Genomic DNA, 16,297 nt, shown 5'->3' with positions numbered 1-16,297 from the left:
GTCCTTCAGCCTTGCCAGATTGTCCCGGGGTCCAGCGGATATATGGGCCGGACGAGTTTTTTGAAAGCAAAGAGATCGTAATCCGAGGCGGTTACGCCCGAGCTTGCGCATTCCACCACGGCTTTCGCAAGCGGCTCGAACACCGGACGGCAATACATGCGCGATTTCAGGTGTAGGAAGCGTGCCGAGGTGGCATCGAGGCCGAGGCTGGCGAACACGCCCAGGTCCAGCGGCTCATGCGGTTCCTCGCAGATCACGATGCGCGCGGCGCCGGTGTCGAAGGCGGCGGCGCGGCCCATCGACAGCTCCTGCCCGTTGTAGATCGGTCCGGCGACACGGTAGCGCCCATCCGACAGCGCCGTGACCCGGCCCGTCAGCCGCAGCGGCGGGCGGGGCGCGGGCAGGCCCTCGGCCGGGGTCTTGTTGCCAAGCGCGATCTCGACCGCGGCCCCCTCGCCCGCCGCGACAAGCTGGGCCACGGTCTGCGGGTCGGCAATGGGGCCGACCATGATCCCCTCATGGCCGGCGGCCAGCAACTCCTCCAGCACATCCATCACGTCGCAACTGCCGCCCGACATGCAATTGTCGCCATGGTCCAGCAGCAGCACAGGCGCCGAACCATTGGCCAGCGCCGCGGCGCGGGCGATGGATTGCGGCAAGGGCTCTTCGGCATAGACATATTCGGCGCGCCGCCGCCATGCCTCGCGGCCCAGTTCCCGCGCGACCGCGCGCGCAAGCTCGGGCGTGTCGGCGACGCTGACGATGGACAGGCCGGTCTCGGCCAGATCCGAGATCGGAAAGCCGCCGAAGACCGTCACCGCCTGCACGCCCGGCCGCGCCTCGGCCTGCCGCGCCAGCGCGATCAGGTCGGTCATGGCGCAGTCGGTCGTCGTGTTCATGCACAGCGTCGCAGCCAGCATCGGCGGATGGCACAGCGCCATCGCCGGGCGCGGAGCGCCGGAAAGCAGCGGTTCGAACAGGCGCAGGACATGCTCGCCGGTCTCGACCATGTCCACATGCGGATAGGTCTTGAAGCCCGCGATCACGTCGCAATGATCCAGCATGCCTTCGGTGATGTTGCCATGCAGATCCAGCGCCACCCCGATGGGCACGCCCGGCGCGGCGGCGCGGATGCGGCGCAGCAGCTCGCCCTCGCCGTCGTCATGGCTGCGGGTGACCATGGCGCCGTGCAGGTCCAGCAGGATGCCGTCGCAGCCCTTTTCCACCGCGGCGAGGATCGCCTGGGCCATGGCCTCGAAGGCCTCGTCCTCGACCGGCCCCGAGGGCATGGCATGGGCCAGCACCGGCACCTCGGTTTCGGCGCCGATGCGGCGGGCGAAGGCGTGGAAGGCGCCGATGGCGGCGGGATAATTCTCGGCCGCCGCCAGCGCGTCCTCGCCCCATTTCGGGGCGAAGGCGGCCAGCGGCGTCTTGACCGGCGAGAAACTGTTGGTCTCGTGGTTCAGCCGGGCCAGGACAAGGCGGGTCATGCGGCGACCCCCTTGCGGGTCTCGGCCATGCGGCGGTCGTAGTCCAGCACCGCCTCGAGCAGCACCTGCGCCCCGGCGGCGCATTCCGCGGGCTCGGTCGATTCGGCGGGGTTGTGGCTCAGCCCGTCCTTGCAGGGCACGAAGATCATCGTCGTCGGCGCCAGTGCCGCCGCATGGGCCGCGTCATGGCCGGCGCCCGAGATGATGTCGCGCGTCGAATAGCCCGCCGCCTGCGCTCCCGCCCTGACCGAGGCGATGCATTCGGCGTCGAACGCCACCGGCGCGGTGCGCGAGATCTGCTCCAGCCGGCTTTCCAGCCCGACCGCCCCAGCGGCCTCCTGCACCAGCGCCTCGACCTCGGCCTGCATCCGGTCCAGCACCGCGTCCGAGGGGTGGCGCAGGTCGATGGTCGCGCGCACCTCGCCGGGGATGACGTTATGCGAGTTCGGGCTGATCTCCAGGAAGCCGATGCTGCCCACCGCGTCCGCATGCGCCTTGGCGATGCGGTCGATGCCCTCGATCACCCGCGCCATGCCCAGCAGCGCGTTGCGGCGCATCCCCATCGGCGTCGAGCCGGTATGCGCCGCCGTACCGGTCAGCGTCAGTTCGAACCAGCGCATGCCCTGGATGCCCTGCACCACGCCGATCTGCGCCCCCTCGGCCTCCAGGATCGGCCCCTGCTCGATATGCAGCTCGAACATGGCGCCGAAGCGGACCGCGCCCGCCTTGGCCTCGCCGCGATAGCCGATGCGGTCAAGGCTGGCGCCGAAGCTGTCGCCGCGGGCGTCCGTGCGCCCGTCGCCGTATTCGCGGCTATAGACCCCGGCCCAGATGCCCGAGCCGAGCATGGCCGGCGAAAAGCGCGAGCCCTCCTCGTTGGTCCAGTTGACCAGCATCAGCGGCGCCTCGGTCCGGTAGCCGGCGGCGTCGAGCGTGCGCAGCACCTCGAGCCCCGCCAGCACCCCCAGCACGCCGTCGAATTTGCCCCCCGTGGGCTGGGTATCCAGATGGCTGCCCATGGCGATGGCGGGCAGATCGGGACGGGCGCCGGGACGGGTGACGAACATGTTGCCGGCCTCGTCCACCACCATCTCCAGCCCCAGCGCGTCGCATTGGGCGCGCAGCCAGTCGCGCACGCGGCGGTCGTCCTCGGACAGCGTCAGCCGGGCGATGCCGCCGTCGGGCGTGGCCCCGATCCGCGCCGTCTCCATCAGGCTGTCCCACAGCCTTTCGGCGTCGATTGTCAGGTTGGACATGGTGTTTTCCTTCATGCCTTCACGCCCAGATAGCGGTCGATGGTGTCCGGGTCGCTGCGGAACTCGTCGGCACTGGCGCAATGCACGATGCGGCCCAGTTCCAGGATGTAATGCCGGTCGGCAAGCTGGCTGCAGACGGCAAGGTTCTGCTCGACCAGCAGGATCGGCACGCCGGCCTCGCGGATCAGGCGGATCTGGGCGACGATCTCCTCGACGATGATCGGGGCGAGGCCCTCGACCGGCTCGTCGAGCATCAGCACCTTGGGACTGTTCAGCAGCGCCCGGGCGATCGAGAGCATCTGCTGCTCGCCCCCCGACAGCTGGCCGCCGCCGTTCTTCCTGCGCTCCTCGAGCCGCGGAAAGATGCGATAGATGTCGCCAAGCGACCATGGCGAGCCGCGCTTTTCGGCGATGCGCAGGTTCTCCTCGACGGTCAGCAGCTGGAAGATGCCGCGATCCTCGGGCACCAGCGACAGCCCGGCCGAGGCGATGCGATGCGCCGGCTGGCCGGTCATGTCGCGGCCGGCCAGTTCGACGCGCCCCTGACGCGGCGTGATCAGGCCCACCGCCGTCTTCAGCGTCGTGCTTTTGCCGGCGCCGTTGCGGCCCAGCAGGGTGACGATCTCGCCCGGCCCGACCTCCAGCGTGACGCCTTGCAGGATATGGCTCTTGCCGTAATAGCTGTGCAGATCGGTCAGTTTCAGCGCGGCGGTCATGCGATGTCCCCCGTGATCATGTTGCCCAGATAGGCGCGCTGCACCTCGGGGTCGTCGCGGACCTGGGCGGGCGTGCCCTCGACCAGCTTGCGGCCCAGCCGCATCACCGTGACCACGTCCGAGATGTTCATGACGATGCCCATGTTATGCTCGATGAACAGCACGGTATGGTCGCGGCCCAGGTCGCGGATCAGCTGCTTCATCGCCTCGATGTCGTCGATGCCCATGCCGGATGTCGGCTCGTCCAGCAGGATGACGCGCGGCCGCGCCGCCATGGCCATGCCGACCTCCAGCCGGCGCTGCTGGCCATGCGACAGCTCGCCCGCCAGCCGGTTCGACACGGGGGCAAGCGCCAGCCGCTCGATCACCTCATCGGCGATGGCCAGCGCCTCGGCATTCGATTCCGCCCGCCGCCAGGGGGCCAGCGCCTGCCAGGGCGTGCGGCCCTGCGCGGCGAGGCGCAGGTTCTCGCGCAGGGCCAGGTTCGGGAACAGGCTGGTCACCTGGAACGAGCGCGCGATGCCCAGCCGCACCCGGTCGTCGTCCGAAGTGTCGGTGATGTCGCGCCCGTCCAGCTCGATCCGGCCCGAGGATGCCCGCACCCGCCCGGTCAGCGCGTGAAACAGCGTGGTCTTGCCGGCGCCGTTCGGCCCGATGATCGAATGGACCGAGTTGCGGCGGATCTGCAAGTCCACTTCGGCCAGCGCGTGGAAGGTGCCGTATTTGACGCCCAGGCCGCGGGTCTGCAATGCGATGTCGGTCATCTCAATGCTCCTCGGCCGGGGTTTCGGGCGCGCGCTCGCGGCGGAAGACCAGGTCATAGCCGCGCTCGACCAGACCCCAGAGCCCGCGTTGCAGGAACAGCGCCACGGTGACCAGCACCAGGCCCAAGAGCAGCAGCCAGCGCGGCCAGACGGTGGACAGCGCATCGGCCAAGAGCAGGTAGAACCCCGCCCCCAGAACCGAGCCGAACAGGCTGGAGCTGCCGCCGATGATGGTCATGATCAGGATCAGCTCGCTGGTGTGGTATTCGATGTTGGACAGGGGCGCGACGCCGATCAGCATCGCGTGCAGCGCGCCGCCGAAGGCCGTGACCGCGCCCGAGATGGCGAAGGCCTCGATCTTGAACAGCCGGGTCGGAAAGCCGATGGCGGCCGCCCGCCCCTCGTTCTCGCGGATCGCCAGCAGGGTGCGGCCGAAGGTCGATTGCGTGACCATGACCAGCACCGCGAAGACCGCCACGAAGCAGATGGCGACGAAAGTGTAATAGGACCAGGGCGCGTTCAGCGCCGTGCCGCCGACCGAGGGGCGCGGCACGCCCAGCAGCCCGTTGTCGCCGCCGGTCACGCCGCTGAACGTATAGGCGACGAAATAGAACAGCTGCGAGAAGGCCAGCGTCAGCATGACGAAATAGACCCCCTGCCGGCGGATCGACAGCCAACCGACCAGCGTGGCCGTGGCCGCGCCCAGCACCGCCGCGCCGGCCAGCACCAGGGGCACCGGGACCTGCCAGCGCGTCAGGCAGATACCCGCGACATAGGTGCCGATGCCGAAGAAGATGCCCTGGCCGAAGGACAGCAGGCCCGTATAGCCCAGCAGCAGGTTGCAGGCGGCGACGACCATGGCGAAGATCAGGATCTCGGTCGCGAGGATGCCGGATTTCAGGAACAGCGGCAGGACCAGCACGGTCAGCAGCGCCAGCGCCAGCTGCGCATAGGGTTTGTCGAGCGGGTTCATGCTCATGCCCTCCCCAACAGGCCGCGGGGCATCAGCGCGATGACCAGCGCCATGCCGACATAGATCATCAGCCGCGCGCCTTCCGGCCAGAGCGTGGTCATGACGCTTTGCACCACGCCCACCAGCAGGCCCGCGACCAGCGCGCCGGTATAGCTGCCCATGCCGCCGATCACGACGACGACGAAGGCCACCGACAGCGCCTCGATCCCCATGAAGGGCTCGACGCCGCGGATCGGCGCGGCCAGCGCGCCCGCCAGCCCGGCAAGCCCGGCGCCGAAGCCGAAGACGGCGGTGTTGATGCGCAGCGTGTTGTAGCCCAGCAGCGCCATGTTCGCGGGCGACTCGGAGCCGCCGCGCACGATGGCGCCCAGCCGCGTGCCCTCCAAGAGCCACCACAGCAGCCCGGCCAGGACGGCGGTGAAGCCGATGGTGAAGAGGCGATATTGCGGATAGATGAAATCGCCCAGGATGACGACGCCCTGCAACCCCTCGGGCGCCGGCACCGAGCCGCCCAGCGGCCCCCAGGCGATGATGACCAGTTCCTGCACGACCAGCGCCAGGCCGACCGTCACCAGGATGTGGAAGGTATGCGGCAGCTTGTAGATGCGATGCAGCAGCACTGCCTCGATCAGCGCGGCAAGGCCGGCGACAATCAGCGTGGCCAGCGGCATGGCGGCCCAGAAGCTGAAGCCGCGCATGGTCAGGTCATAGGTCAGATAGGCGCCCAGCAGGTAGAAGGCGCCATGGGCGAAGTTCACGAACTGCAAGAGGCCGAAGATGACGCTGAGGCCGACGGCGAGCAGGAAATACAGCATCCCCAGACCGATGCCGTTCAGAACCTGAAAAAGGTAGATCACGGGCTTCTCCCTGAAACCGGGCGAAAAGGCCCCGCGCGACCGGCGGCCGCGCGGGGAGGCGGGGGATCAGGCGGGCATGGTGCAGCCGGCATCCTCGGGCGAAAGGAAGGATTTGCCGGCGCTGATGATCTCGGCGTAATCGTCCTTGTCAGCCATGTCGGCCTTGGCCTTGCCCTTGAGCAGGTAATAGTCCTTGATGACCTGGTGGTCGGCGGCGCGGATCTCCTCCTCGCCGGTCAGGCCCTGGTATTTCAGCCCGTTCAGCGCCGCGGCGACGCCTGCACCATCCGGCGAGCCGGCCTGGACCGCCGCCTCCAGCAGCAGTTTCGCGCAGATATAGGAACCGGCAAAGGAGTAATTCGGGTTGAAGCCGTGCTTTTCCTGCACCTTGGCGACCAGCTCGCGGTTCAGCGCCGAATCGGCGCCGTGCCAGTATTGCGCGCCGAAATAGACGCCCTCGCAGATATCCGGCCCCAGTGCCTCGAACTGCTCCAGCCCCGAGGCCCAGGCGACGACGATGGTCATGCGCTGCTTCAGCCCGAAGCTGACCGCCTGCCGCAGCGTGTCCGAGCTTTGCGCGCCGAAGTTCAGGAGCAGCAGCACGTCGGGCTGCGCGGCGATGGCATTGGTCAGGTAGCCGGAAAATTCCTTGTCGGTCAGCGAGTGGTAGCTGTTGCCGACATGCTCGATGCCCTTTTCCTCGAACACGGCCTTGGCGGCGTTCAGCAGGCCGTCGCCAAAGACATATTGCGGGGTGATCGTATACCATTTCTTCGCGTCGGGCAGCGCGTCGATGATCGGGCGAACCGTCTCGTTGATGGCGCCATGGGTCGGCACCGACCAGCGGAAGGTGGCCTTGTTGCAATCGACGCCGGTGATCTCGTCCGCGCCGGCGGTGGTCATGAAGGCGCCGCCGCCGCGCTCGACCTCCTTGCCCATGGCCAGCGATTCCGACGACAGGATGCCGCCCGCGAACAGCTTCACCCCGTCCTGCGCCAGCGCGTCCTGTACCTTGCGCACCGCGGTCGCGGGCTTGCCCTCGGTATCGAGGTCGAGGGTCGAGACCTGTACGCCATGCGCGGCCGCGACCTCTTCGGCGGCCATCACCGCGCCGATGGTGGCGAATTTGCCGTTGGCGGCGAAGGCGCCCGAGATCGGCACCGGCACGCCGATCTTCAGCGCCTCGCCCTGGGCAAGGGCACGGGTGACAAGCCCCGGCGCGGCCAGCGAGGCGGCGGCCAGCGTGGATGTGGTCAGAAAACGACGACGATTGATCATGGGGAAACCCTGTTGTTGGCGTTGCATTGGTTCTTGGGGAGGCAACTTTCAAAACTATACGTATAGATAGGATTATCTGTCTATAATCCGTTTCGCTACGTCTTATGAATATTTTTCTATTTAAAATAACATGATGACAGTTTTTGCAGCGCGGCATGATTTTTCGCACTCGCAGAACCAGCGTTGGAAAAACGCGCGCAGCAACACGCCAAGCACCCCGATTCGGCCCCGCCTGACCAGAACTGGCCCCATCTATTGGCATAATCTGGCTCTATCCCTTTGCCGCGTTCGGGCGCAGTCAAGGGGAAACGCCCTTCACCCGCAGGAGTCCGGCCATGACGCTCGATCTGAACCCCAACGACATGTCGCATGTGGTCGCCGCCGACCGCGCCCATGTCTGGCACCACCTGAGCCAGCACAAGCAGTATGAGACCATCGACCCGCGCGTCTTCGTCGAGGGCAAGGGGATGCGGCTCTGGGATGCCACCGGGCGCGAATTCCTCGATGCGGTCTCGGGCGGCGTCTGGACCGTCAACGTGGGCTATGGCCGCGAAAGCATCGCCGATGCGATCCGTGACCAGTTGGTCAAGCTGAACTATTACGCCGGCGCCGCCGGCACCGTGCCGGGCGCGATCTTCGCGCAGAAGCTGATCGAGAAGATGCCGGGCATGACCCGGGTCTATTACTCGAACTCGGGCTCCGAGGCGAACGAGAAGGTCTACAAGATGGTGCGCCAGATCGCGGCGCGCCACCATGGCGGCAAGAAATGGAAGATCCTCTACCGCGACCGCGACTATCACGGCACCACCATCGGCACGCTCGCGACCTCGGGCCAGGACCAGCGCGCCATCGCCTACGGCCCCTTCCCCGACGGCTTCGTGCGCGTGCCGCATTGCCTTGAATACCGCAAGCAATGGGACGTGGAAAACTATGGCGAGCGTGCCGCAGACGCCATCGAGGAGGTGATCCTGCGCGAGGGACCCGACACCGTCGGCGCCATCGTGCTGGAGCCGGTGACCGCCGGCGGCGGCGTCATCACGCCCCCCGAAGGCTATTGGCAGCGCGTGCAGGAGATCTGCCGCAAATACGACATCCTGCTGCATATCGACGAGGTGGTCTGCGGGCTCGGCCGCACCGGCACCTGGTTCGGCTATCAGCAATACGGGATCGAGCCGGATTTCGTGACCATGGCCAAGGGCGTCGCCTCGGGCTATGCGGCGATCTCCTGCACCGTCACCACCGAGCGCGTCTTCGAGATGTTCAAGGACGCGCCCGAGAACGGCATGAGCTTCTTCCGCGACATCTCGACCTTCGGCGGCTGCACCTCGGGGCCGGTGGCGGCGATCGAGAACATGCGCATCATCGAGGACGAGGGGCTGCTCGACAACACCGTCGCCATGGGCGAGCGCACGCTGGCGAACCTCAACGCGCTGATGGAGAAGCACAAGGTCATCGGCGACGTGCGCGGCAAGGGCCTGTTCTGCGGCGCCGAGCTGGTCGCCGACCGCGCCAGCAAGGAGCCGATGGACGAGAAGAAGGTGCAGGCCGTGGTGGCGGATTGCCTGGCGCAGGGCGTCATCATCGGCGCCACCAACCGGTCCTTGCCGGGCTTCAACAACACGCTCTGCCTGTCGCCGGCGCTGATCGCCACCGCCGACGACATCGACCGCATCACCGATGCCATCGACAACGCGCTGACCAAGGTCTTTGCCTGACCCTTGATCCGCGGCGGCATTCGGGGAACTGATGAACCCCGAATGCCGCCCCGGATCACCCCATGCCGATTCCCCCCGACGCCTTCTTCCTGGACCATGCCGCCGGCCTGCCCTTGCAGGTGCAGCTGCGGCGCCAGATCATCGCCGCGGTGACCGCCGGCCGCTTCCGCGCGGGCGAGAAACTGCCCTCGACCCGCGCGCTGGCCCGGCATCTGGGCGTGGCGCGGGTGACGGTGGCGCAGGCCTTCGCGGAGCTCGTCTCGACCGATTACCTGGCCAGCCGCGACCGTTCGGGCCATTACATCTCGGACAGCATCGAGCGGCGGCTGGAGGCCGAGCCCCCCGCCCCGGATACGCCGCGCTTCGACTGGGACAGCCAGCTCGAGGGCCGCTTCGCGCGGGCGGCGCGCGGGGATCGCGAGCGCGACTGGCGCCGCTTCGCCTATCCCTTCGTCTACGGCCAGGCCGATCCGGCGCTGGTCGATCACGCCGCCTGGCGCGACTGCGCCATGCGCGCGCTCGGCCGGCGCGAGTTCGACAGCCTGACCGGCGATCTCTACGACGCCGACGACCCGGAACTGGTCGATCACATCGCCCGCCAGATCCTGCCCCGGCGCGGCATCAGCGCCGGGCGCGACGAGATCCTGCTGACCATGGGGGCGCAGAATGCGCTGTGGCTGGTGGCGCAGGTGCTGCTGCGGCCCGGCGCCTCCTGCGCCGTTGAGGACCCTTCCTATCCCGGCCAGCGCGAGATCCTGCTGGCCAGCCGCGCCCGCATCCTGCCGGTGCCGGTCGATGCGCGCGGCCTGCCCCCCGACGCCGTCCCGCCCGGGGTCGCTGCGGTCTTCACCACGGCGAGTCACCAATGCCCGACCAATTCCACCATGCCGCTGGCCCGCCGCAAGGAGCTGCTGGCCCGCGCCCAGGCCCAGGGCTTCGCGGTGGTCGAGGACGATTACGAATTCGAGATGTCCTTTGCCGGCGCGCCCTCGCCCGCGCTCAAGGCCATCGACCGGGCGGGCGCGGTGATCTATATCGGCTCCTTCTCGAAATCGGTCTTTCCCGGCGTGCGGCTGGGCTATGTCGTGGCCGATCCCCGTTTCATCGCCGAGGCGCGGGCGCTGCGCGGCATGGTGCTGCGCCACCCGCCCGGCCATATGCAGCGCACGCTGGCGCATTTCCTGTCGCTCGGCCATTACGACGCGCAGGCCAACCGGATGCGCCGCGCCTATGCCCGGCGGCGCGAGGTGATGCTGGCCGCCATCGCGCGCGAGGGGCTGCAACTGGCCTCGCCCGAGGCGACCGGCGGCTCCAGCCTGTGGCTGGCGGTGCCCGAGGGGGTGGATTCCGCCGAGCTCGCGGCGCGGCTCAAGGCGCGCGACGTGCTGATCGAACCCGGCGCACCGTTCTTTGCGGTTCCCGCGCGCGGGAAGGGCTTCTTTCGGCTTGCCTATTCGTCCATCTCTGCGGAGCGGATCGCGGAGGGCATTCGCCGCATCGGCGAGGTCTTGCGGGAGATGGTGGGCTGAAGCGGGGCCTGGGTGCGCCTCTGTCCCGGCCTGGGTTGCGGTGAGGGCGGGTGCGGCGGCGATGCCGTAGCCGGCTGGTCAGGGCAGGCTCGTGTGGCACCGAACCGATCCGGGGCGATACGGCGCGGCGATGGCATCCGGGGATAGGGCGAGGCCTGCGGCACCGTCGCATGAGTATTTGGGAAACGGTGAAACCCGGCGCCGCGCGGAAAAGACGGCGCCGGGCGGGAGATCAGGCGTTTTGCAGGCCGGATTCTTCGCGGCTTTGCAGGATCGCCTTGTCGGTCTGGCCAAGGATCTGCGAGGTGACGGTGCCGGCGGTCATCGAGCCCGAGACGTTCAGCGCCGTGCGGCCCATGTCGATCAGCGGCTCGACCGAGATCAGCAGCGCCACCAGCGTCACCGGCAGGCCCATGGCCGGCAGCACGATCAGCGCCGCCATGGTGGCGCCCCCGCCCACGCCCGCGACCCCCGCCGAGGACAGCGTGACGATGGCCAGCAGCGTCATGATCCAGGCCGGATCCAGCGGGTCGATGCCCACGGTCGGCGCCACCATCACCGCCAGCATCGCCGGATAGAGCCCGGCGCAGCCGTTCTGGCCGATGGTCGCCCCGAATGAGGCCGAGAAGGAGGCGATGGTCTGCGGCACGCCCAGCCGGCGGGTCTGGATCTCGACATTCAGCGGGATGGTCGCGGCGCTGGAGCGGCTGGAGAAGGCAAAGGTCAGCGCCGGGACGATCTTGCGGTAGAAGGTCAGAGGGTTCACCCCCGTCAGGCTCAGCAGCACGGCATGCACCACGAACATGATCGCCAGGCCGAGATAGGAGGCAACGACGAACTTGCCGAGGTTCAGGATGTCGGCCGCGTTCGAGGTCGCCGCCATCTTGGTCATCAGCGCCATGACGCCGTAAGGGGTCAGCACCATGATCAGCCGCACCAATTGGCTGATCCAGGCTTGCAGGATGTCGATCAGGTTCAGCAGGTTGCGGCCCTTTTCCGGGTCGCGGCGCAGCAGGCGGATGGCGGCGACGCCGAGGAAGGCGGCAAAGACCACCACCGCGATGATCGAGGTCGGGTTGGCTCCGGTCAGGTCGGCGAAGGGGTTCTTCGGGATGAAGGACAACAGCAGCTGCGGCACCGTCAGATCGGCGACCCGGGGCGCATAGGTGGTCTCCAACGTGGTCAGCCGGGCGGTCTCGGCCGCGCCCTGGGCCAGACCCTCGGCGGTCAGGCCGAAGGCCAGCGACATGACCACGCCGACGAAGGCCGCGATCGTCGTGGTGATGAGCAGCGTGCCCAGCGTCAGCACCGAGATCCGGCCAAGCGCCGAGGCGTCGTGCAGCCGCGCCACCGCGCTGAGGATCGCCGCGAAGACCAGCGGCATCACCACCATCTGCAACAGCTGCACATAGCCGTTGCCGGCCACGTTGATCCAGTCGATCGTGGTTTGCAGCGCCGGCGAGCCGTTGCCATAGATGAGTTGCAGCCCGATCCCGAACAGCGTGCCCAGGATCAGGGCGATGAAGACCCGCACCGACAGCGAGAGCTGTCCGCCCTGGAGACGGACCAGCACCACGATCAGCGCGACAAAGATCAGGAGGTTGATGAGAACGGATGCCATCGCGCATCTCCGGCAATTTCAGATTGACCCATCAAGCCACAATGCACGTCCGGCGTATAGGCATGGCCGGTGCAGGAGGCATGCAGTCTTGCGGTCATTTGCCGATAAAGAGGGCCTGGACTCAGGATGCAAGCCCTCTGACCGCGGCTTGACGCATATATTATATGAATTATTGAAACTGTATTCGGATATTGGATATTATACTGCACGCCCTGCTGCGATACCTTGCGACCGAGCCGATCCTTGCGGGCCATTGCGATCCCTCGTTGCTCTGTAAGGATCGGCCCGCCGCCCGCGCGGCCCAATCGCAGCATGAAGGCAGGCCATGCACAGGCTTCTTGCAATCCTTTCCGCCGTCCTTCTGGGCGTGATGGCCGGCCCCCTGGCAGGCTGGGGACAGGCCATGCACGAGACCGCCCTGTTCGCCGCCGCGGCCAATGGCGATGTCGCGGCCATCCGCGATCTTCTGGCCCGCGGCACGCCGGTCGATCCCCGCGACGCCGAGGGGCGCACGCCACTGCTGGTCGCAACCCATGCCAACCGGGTCGAGGCGGCCAGGGCGCTGATCGAGGCCGGCGCCGACGTGAACGCCAAGGACCAGATCCAGGACAGCCCCTATCTCTATGCCGGGGCGCGCGGGCATCTGGAGATCCTGGAGCTGACGCTGGCCCGTGGCGCCGATCTGAAAAGCACCAACCGCTTCGGCGGCACGGCGCTGATCCCGGCGGCCGAGCGCGGCCATGTCGAGACCGTCCGCCGGCTGATCGAGGCCGGGGTCGATGTCGATCACGTCAACCGGCTGGGCTGGACCGCATTGCTGGAGGCGATCCTCCTGAGCGATGGCGGCGCACGCCAGCAGCAGATCGTCGATCTGCTGATCGCGGGCGGCGCCGATGTGAACCTGCCCGATGCCGAGGGGGTGTCCCCGCTGGCCCATGCCCGCCGCATGGGATTCGAGGCGATCGCGGCGCGGCTGGCGGCCGCCGGCGCAAGGTGAAGGGAAGGCGATGTCCGATCAGGCAAGGCATTATCTGGAGCAGGCGGTGATGCTGGCGCATCGCAACGTGGAGGCCGGCGGCCGACCCTTTGGCGCGGTGGTGGTGCGGGACGGCGAGGTGCTGGCCACCGGCGTCAACGAAACCGTCGCCACCCACGACCCGACCGCCCATGCCGAACTGGTGGCCCTGCGCGCCGCCGCGCTGCGGCTGGGCTCGCCCGATCTTTCGGGCTGCACGGTCTACGCCAGCGGCCAGCCCTGCCCGATGTGCCTGGCCGCCATGCGGCTTGCCGGCGTGGCCGAGGTGCATTTCGCCTATTCGAACCAGGACGGCGCGCCCTATGGCCTGTCCACCGCCGCGCTCTACGAGGAACTGGCCAAGCCCCTGGCGCAGCAATCCATGACCATCCGCCACATGCCGGTGCGGCCCGAAGGCGCAGGCGAGCTTTATGCCGACTGGAAGGCACGGCAGGGCCGGGCGTGAGGGCGAACCGGCAGCCGCTGATGCTGGCCGTGGTGGCCATGGTCGGGCTGGCGCTGCGACCCTTCCTGACCGGGGTCGGCCCGGTCGCGGCACCGATCTCGGCCGAAACCGGCCTGACCATGCAGGGCCTGTCGGCCCTGACGCTGCTGCCAATCCTGCTGATGGGGGCGGGCGCCTTCTTCGGGCCGGCGATCCAGGCGCGGCTGGGTGCGAAACGTGCCACCGTGCTGGCGCTTTTGGTGCTGAGCCTGGGCTCGGGCCTGCGGCTCGGGGCGGATTCGGCCCTGGACATGCTGGGCGCGGCGGTGCTGCTGGGGCTGGGCGCGGCGGTGGTGCAGGCGGTGTTCCCGGCGATCATCAAGCGCGAATTCCCGCGCAGCATCAACCTGGCCATGGGGCTTTACGCCTCGATGATGATGGGCGGCGGCGCCTTTGGCGCGCAGGCCGCGCCGCTGATCGCCGCCTGGTCGGGAAGCTGGCGGCTGGCGCTTGGCTGGCTGGCGCTGCCCGCTGCGCTGACCGCGCTGCTGGTCGCGCTGGCCCTGCCACGCGAGCCGCGCAAGCCGCAGGGCGGCCGGCAGGGGCTGCGGCACTGGCTGCGCCTGCCGCGGGTCTGGCTGCTCATGGCCTGTTTCGGGCTGATCAACGGCGGCTATTCCTCGTCGGTGGCCTGGCTCTCGCCCGCGTTCCAGGACCTGGGCTGGTCGGCGGGCGCCAGCGGCGGGCTGCTGGCGGTGCTGGCGGTCGGACAGGCGGTCTCGGCGCTGGTCACACCGGCGCTGGCCAATCGCGGCAGCGACCGCAGGCCGTGGCTGGGGATCTGCCTGGCCATGCAGGCGCTCGGCTTTGCCATGCTGGTCCTGCGCCCCGAGGCCGCGCCCCATCCCGTCGCCTTCCTGCTCGGCGCCGGGCTTGGCGGCTGCTTTTCGCTGATGATGATCGTGGCGCTGGACCACCTGTCCGATCCGGCGCAGGCCGGGGCGCTGGCGGCGCTGATGCAGGGCGGGGGCTTCCTGCTGGCCGCGATCCCGCCCTGGATCCTGGCGCTGCTGCACGATCTGACCGGCAGCTTCACCCCTGGCTGGGCGCTGCATCTTGCCGCCGTGCTGACGGTCGGTGTCCTGGCGCTGCGCCTGTCGCCGGCCAGCTACCGGCACGCCCTGCGCCATCCCGCCCCGCAAGGCGCCGGCGCCGCTCCGGCCGAGTGAACGATTTTCGACAAGGAGGAGAAACCCATGCTGACCATCACCCGACTGGACCAGGCGGACGCGCGCCTGCTGATCGCCGGCGCCGAGGCCCATGCCCGCAAGATCGGCGTGCCCATGTGCATCGCCGTCGCCGACGAAAGCGGCCAGCTGCTGGCCTTTTCGCGCATGGACGGCGGCAAGGTCACCTCGGCGACCATCGCCATCGACAAGGCCTTCACCGCCGCCGCCGCGCGCAAGGCCACGCATGAATACGGCGCCGCCAGCCAGCCCGGCGCACCGGCCTGGGGCATTTCCTCGGCCATCGGCGGCCGGCTGATGGTGGTGGGCGGCGGGCTGCCGGTCGATCACGACGGCCAGACCGTCGGCGGCATCGGCGTGTCCTCGGGCACGCCGGCGCAGGACCAGGCGGTTGCGCAGGCCGGCATCGATCATTGGCGGGCGCATTGCCTCTGATCGCCCGAACGGGGCGGGCCAGCCAAGCGCCGGCGGCCCGTTTCCCTTCGGCCACAGCGCGCCCCTGCCCCGCCGGCCCGGGCTGGACGCCGGCCGGCATCCCGGATAAGGCAGGCACGGCCCTGCTTGCCGGGCCGCGCCTGCCCCACCCGCCTGCAAGAGAACATGCTGCTCTGGTTTCTGCCCCTCGCCGCAGCCGTCTTCGGCGCAGCCATCCTGCGGGGCCTGACCGGTTTCGGCTTCGCCCTGGCGGCCGTGCCGCTGATGTCGCTGACGATCGAGCCGCGAAAGGCGGTGGCCAGCGCCATCCTGTTGCAGGTCATCATCGGCTTTCGCGACCTCGTGCAGTTGCACGGCAGCTATGACCGGGCCGAGGTGCTGCGCCTGTCGCTGGGCTCGGTCCTGGGCATGCCCTTCGGCATCGCGGCGCTGGCGCTGTTCGATCCCGATGCCGGGCGGCTCGCCATCGCGGCGGTCTCGCTGGCCGGGCTCGGCATGATGCTGCGCCGGCCGCAGCGCCAGCGAGCGCCGGGCCGCGGCGTGGCGTTGGCCGCCGGGGCGCTGTCGGGCCTGTTCGGCAGCCTCGCCGCCATGCCGGGCCCGCCCACCGTGGCCTATTTCGTCGCCAGCGGCACGCCCGCCGCGCGCGCCCGCGCCTCGATGATGATCTTCTTCTTCGTCTCGGCGCTCATCACCCTGCCGGGGCTGGCGATCGCCGGGGCGGTCGATCCGGGCACGCTGGGGCTCAGCCTTGCCGTGCTGCCCTGCCTGATCCTGGGCACCTGGATCGGCAGGCGGCTGTTCCTGCGGCTGGAGGCGCGGCATTATCGCGGGCTGGCGCTTGGCGTGATGGCGCTGTCGGCCGGGCTTGCCGGCGCGCGGGCGCTGGCCGGGCTGCTCTGACCCCGCTTGCGCCCTGCCGCGCAAAGGGCTACCAGCGCGCGTTTTGCGGACAG

At 68.8% G+C, this 16,297-nt stretch carries 15 protein-coding genes; 7 read left to right on the top strand and 8 right to left on the bottom strand.

Going from position 1 to position 16,297, the window contains the following annotated elements; genetic code table 11:
* Positions 1–5: 5 nt before the first annotated feature.
* The 7 genes from AQY21_RS05670 to AQY21_RS05640 form a co-directional block, all read right to left on the bottom strand.
* Positions 6–1,490 (bottom strand): M81 family metallopeptidase, encoded by a 1,485-nt coding sequence (locus AQY21_RS05670; protein ID WP_058096791.1) that lies wholly within the window; start codon positions 1,488–1,490, stop codon positions 6–8.
* Positions 1,487–2,746 (bottom strand): Zn-dependent hydrolase, encoded by a 1,260-nt coding sequence (locus AQY21_RS05665; RefSeq protein ID WP_238986698.1) that lies wholly within the window; start codon positions 2,744–2,746, stop codon positions 1,487–1,489. The genes AQY21_RS05670 and AQY21_RS05665 overlap by 4 nt, the downstream gene beginning before the upstream one ends.
* 11 nt (positions 2,747–2,757) lie before the next feature.
* The gene (locus tag AQY21_RS05660) at positions 2,758–3,462 is read right to left on the bottom strand and encodes an ABC transporter ATP-binding protein (protein WP_058096789.1); all 705 of its coding nucleotides are present in this window, start codon (positions 3,460–3,462) and stop codon (positions 2,758–2,760) included.
* The gene (locus tag AQY21_RS05655; protein WP_058096788.1) at positions 3,459–4,226 is read right to left on the bottom strand and encodes an ABC transporter ATP-binding protein; all 768 of its coding nucleotides are present in this window, start codon (positions 4,224–4,226) and stop codon (positions 3,459–3,461) included. Before AQY21_RS05655 ends, AQY21_RS05660 begins: the two co-directional genes overlap by 4 nt.
* 1 nt (position 4,227) lies before the next feature.
* On the bottom strand, positions 4,228–5,199 hold the full coding sequence (locus AQY21_RS05650; RefSeq protein ID WP_238986697.1) for a branched-chain amino acid ABC transporter permease: 972 nt from the start codon (positions 5,197–5,199) through the stop codon (positions 4,228–4,230).
* Between the two features lie 2 nt (positions 5,200–5,201).
* A complete protein-coding gene (locus AQY21_RS05645; protein ID WP_082657992.1) occupies positions 5,202–6,056 on the bottom strand; it encodes a branched-chain amino acid ABC transporter permease in 855 nt (284 codons plus the stop codon).
* A 66-nt stretch (positions 6,057–6,122) separates the two neighbouring features.
* Entirely contained in the window at positions 6,123–7,334 is a 1,212-nt protein-coding gene (locus AQY21_RS05640; protein WP_152988119.1) for an ABC transporter substrate-binding protein, read from the bottom strand.
* Between the two features lie 335 nt (positions 7,335–7,669).
* Here AQY21_RS05640 and tpa point away from each other — a divergent pair, with 335 nt between their 5' ends.
* Together tpa and AQY21_RS05630 are read left to right on the top strand one after the other, a co-directional pair.
* Positions 7,670–9,049 (top strand): hypotaurine--pyruvate aminotransferase Tpa, encoded by a 1,380-nt coding sequence (gene tpa, locus AQY21_RS05635; RefSeq protein WP_058096786.1) that lies wholly within the window; start codon positions 7,670–7,672, stop codon positions 9,047–9,049.
* A gap of 62 nt (positions 9,050–9,111) precedes the next feature.
* Entirely contained in the window at positions 9,112–10,578 is a 1,467-nt protein-coding gene (locus tag AQY21_RS05630; RefSeq protein WP_058096785.1) for a PLP-dependent aminotransferase family protein, read from the top strand.
* Between the two features lie 232 nt (positions 10,579–10,810).
* Here AQY21_RS05630 and AQY21_RS05625 read toward each other — a convergent pair whose 3' ends face one another.
* Positions 10,811–12,199: an L-cystine transporter gene (locus AQY21_RS05625; RefSeq protein ID WP_058096784.1), complete on the bottom strand. Its 1,389-nt coding sequence runs from the start codon at positions 12,197–12,199 to the stop codon at positions 10,811–10,813.
* Between the two features lie 325 nt (positions 12,200–12,524).
* Between AQY21_RS05625 and AQY21_RS05620 the strand changes: the two genes are divergently transcribed.
* The 5 genes from AQY21_RS05620 to AQY21_RS05600 all read left to right on the top strand — a co-directional run bounded on the left by AQY21_RS05620 (position 12,525) and on the right by AQY21_RS05600 (position 16,244).
* Positions 12,525–13,196: an ankyrin repeat domain-containing protein gene (locus AQY21_RS05620; protein ID WP_058096783.1), complete on the top strand. Its 672-nt coding sequence runs from the start codon at positions 12,525–12,527 to the stop codon at positions 13,194–13,196.
* Positions 13,197–13,206: 10 nt separating this feature from the next.
* Positions 13,207–13,680 (top strand): nucleoside deaminase, encoded by a 474-nt coding sequence (locus tag AQY21_RS05615; RefSeq protein ID WP_058096782.1) that lies wholly within the window; start codon positions 13,207–13,209, stop codon positions 13,678–13,680.
* The gene (locus AQY21_RS05610) at positions 13,677–14,888 is read left to right on the top strand and encodes an MFS transporter (protein ID WP_082657991.1); all 1,212 of its coding nucleotides are present in this window, start codon (positions 13,677–13,679) and stop codon (positions 14,886–14,888) included. Before AQY21_RS05615 ends, AQY21_RS05610 begins: the two co-directional genes overlap by 4 nt.
* A gap of 27 nt (positions 14,889–14,915) precedes the next feature.
* Positions 14,916–15,341 carry a heme-binding protein gene (locus tag AQY21_RS05605; protein ID WP_058096781.1) on the top strand — a complete coding sequence of 142 codons (426 nt, stop codon included), beginning with the start codon at positions 14,916–14,918 and terminating at the stop codon, positions 15,339–15,341.
* 165 nt (positions 15,342–15,506) lie between these two features.
* The gene (locus AQY21_RS05600; protein WP_058096780.1) at positions 15,507–16,244 is read left to right on the top strand and encodes a sulfite exporter TauE/SafE family protein; all 738 of its coding nucleotides are present in this window, start codon (positions 15,507–15,509) and stop codon (positions 16,242–16,244) included.
* Positions 16,245–16,297 lie beyond the last annotated feature (53 nt).

This window comes from Paracoccus sp. MKU1, from assembly GCF_001447385.1.
Classification (GTDB): domain Bacteria; phylum Pseudomonadota; class Alphaproteobacteria; order Rhodobacterales; family Rhodobacteraceae; genus Paracoccus.
The sequence above is the reverse complement of the archived record's forward strand: the minus strand, read 5'-3'. Positions and strand labels throughout refer to the sequence as shown.

Coding starts and splice junctions, on each gene's coding strand:
- AQY21_RS05670 (WP_058096791.1), bottom strand. CDS start 1,490: ATGACCCGCCTTGTCCTGGCCCGGCTGAACCACGAGACCAACAGTTTC.
- AQY21_RS05665 (WP_238986698.1), bottom strand. CDS start 2,746: ATGTCCAACCTGACAATCGACGCCGAAAGGCTGTGGGACAGCCTGATG.
- AQY21_RS05660 (WP_058096789.1), bottom strand. CDS start 3,462: ATGACCGCCGCGCTGAAACTGACCGATCTGCACAGCTATTACGGCAAG.
- AQY21_RS05655 (WP_058096788.1), bottom strand. CDS start 4,226: ATGACCGACATCGCATTGCAGACCCGCGGCCTGGGCGTCAAATACGGC.
- AQY21_RS05650 (WP_238986697.1), bottom strand. CDS start 5,199: ATGAACCCGCTCGACAAACCCTATGCGCAGCTGGCGCTGGCGCTGCTG.
- AQY21_RS05640 (WP_152988119.1), bottom strand. CDS start 7,334: ATGATCAATCGTCGTCGTTTTCTGACCACATCCACGCTGGCCGCCGCC.
- tpa (WP_058096786.1), top strand. CDS start 7,670: ATGACGCTCGATCTGAACCCCAACGACATGTCGCATGTGGTCGCCGCC.
- AQY21_RS05630 (WP_058096785.1), top strand. CDS start 9,112: ATGCCGATTCCCCCCGACGCCTTCTTCCTGGACCATGCCGCCGGCCTG.
- AQY21_RS05625 (WP_058096784.1), bottom strand. CDS start 12,199: ATGGCATCCGTTCTCATCAACCTCCTGATCTTTGTCGCGCTGATCGTG.
- AQY21_RS05620 (WP_058096783.1), top strand. CDS start 12,525: ATGCACAGGCTTCTTGCAATCCTTTCCGCCGTCCTTCTGGGCGTGATG.
- AQY21_RS05615 (WP_058096782.1), top strand. CDS start 13,207: ATGTCCGATCAGGCAAGGCATTATCTGGAGCAGGCGGTGATGCTGGCG.
- AQY21_RS05605 (WP_058096781.1), top strand. CDS start 14,916: ATGCTGACCATCACCCGACTGGACCAGGCGGACGCGCGCCTGCTGATC.
- AQY21_RS05600 (WP_058096780.1), top strand. CDS start 15,507: ATGCTGCTCTGGTTTCTGCCCCTCGCCGCAGCCGTCTTCGGCGCAGCC.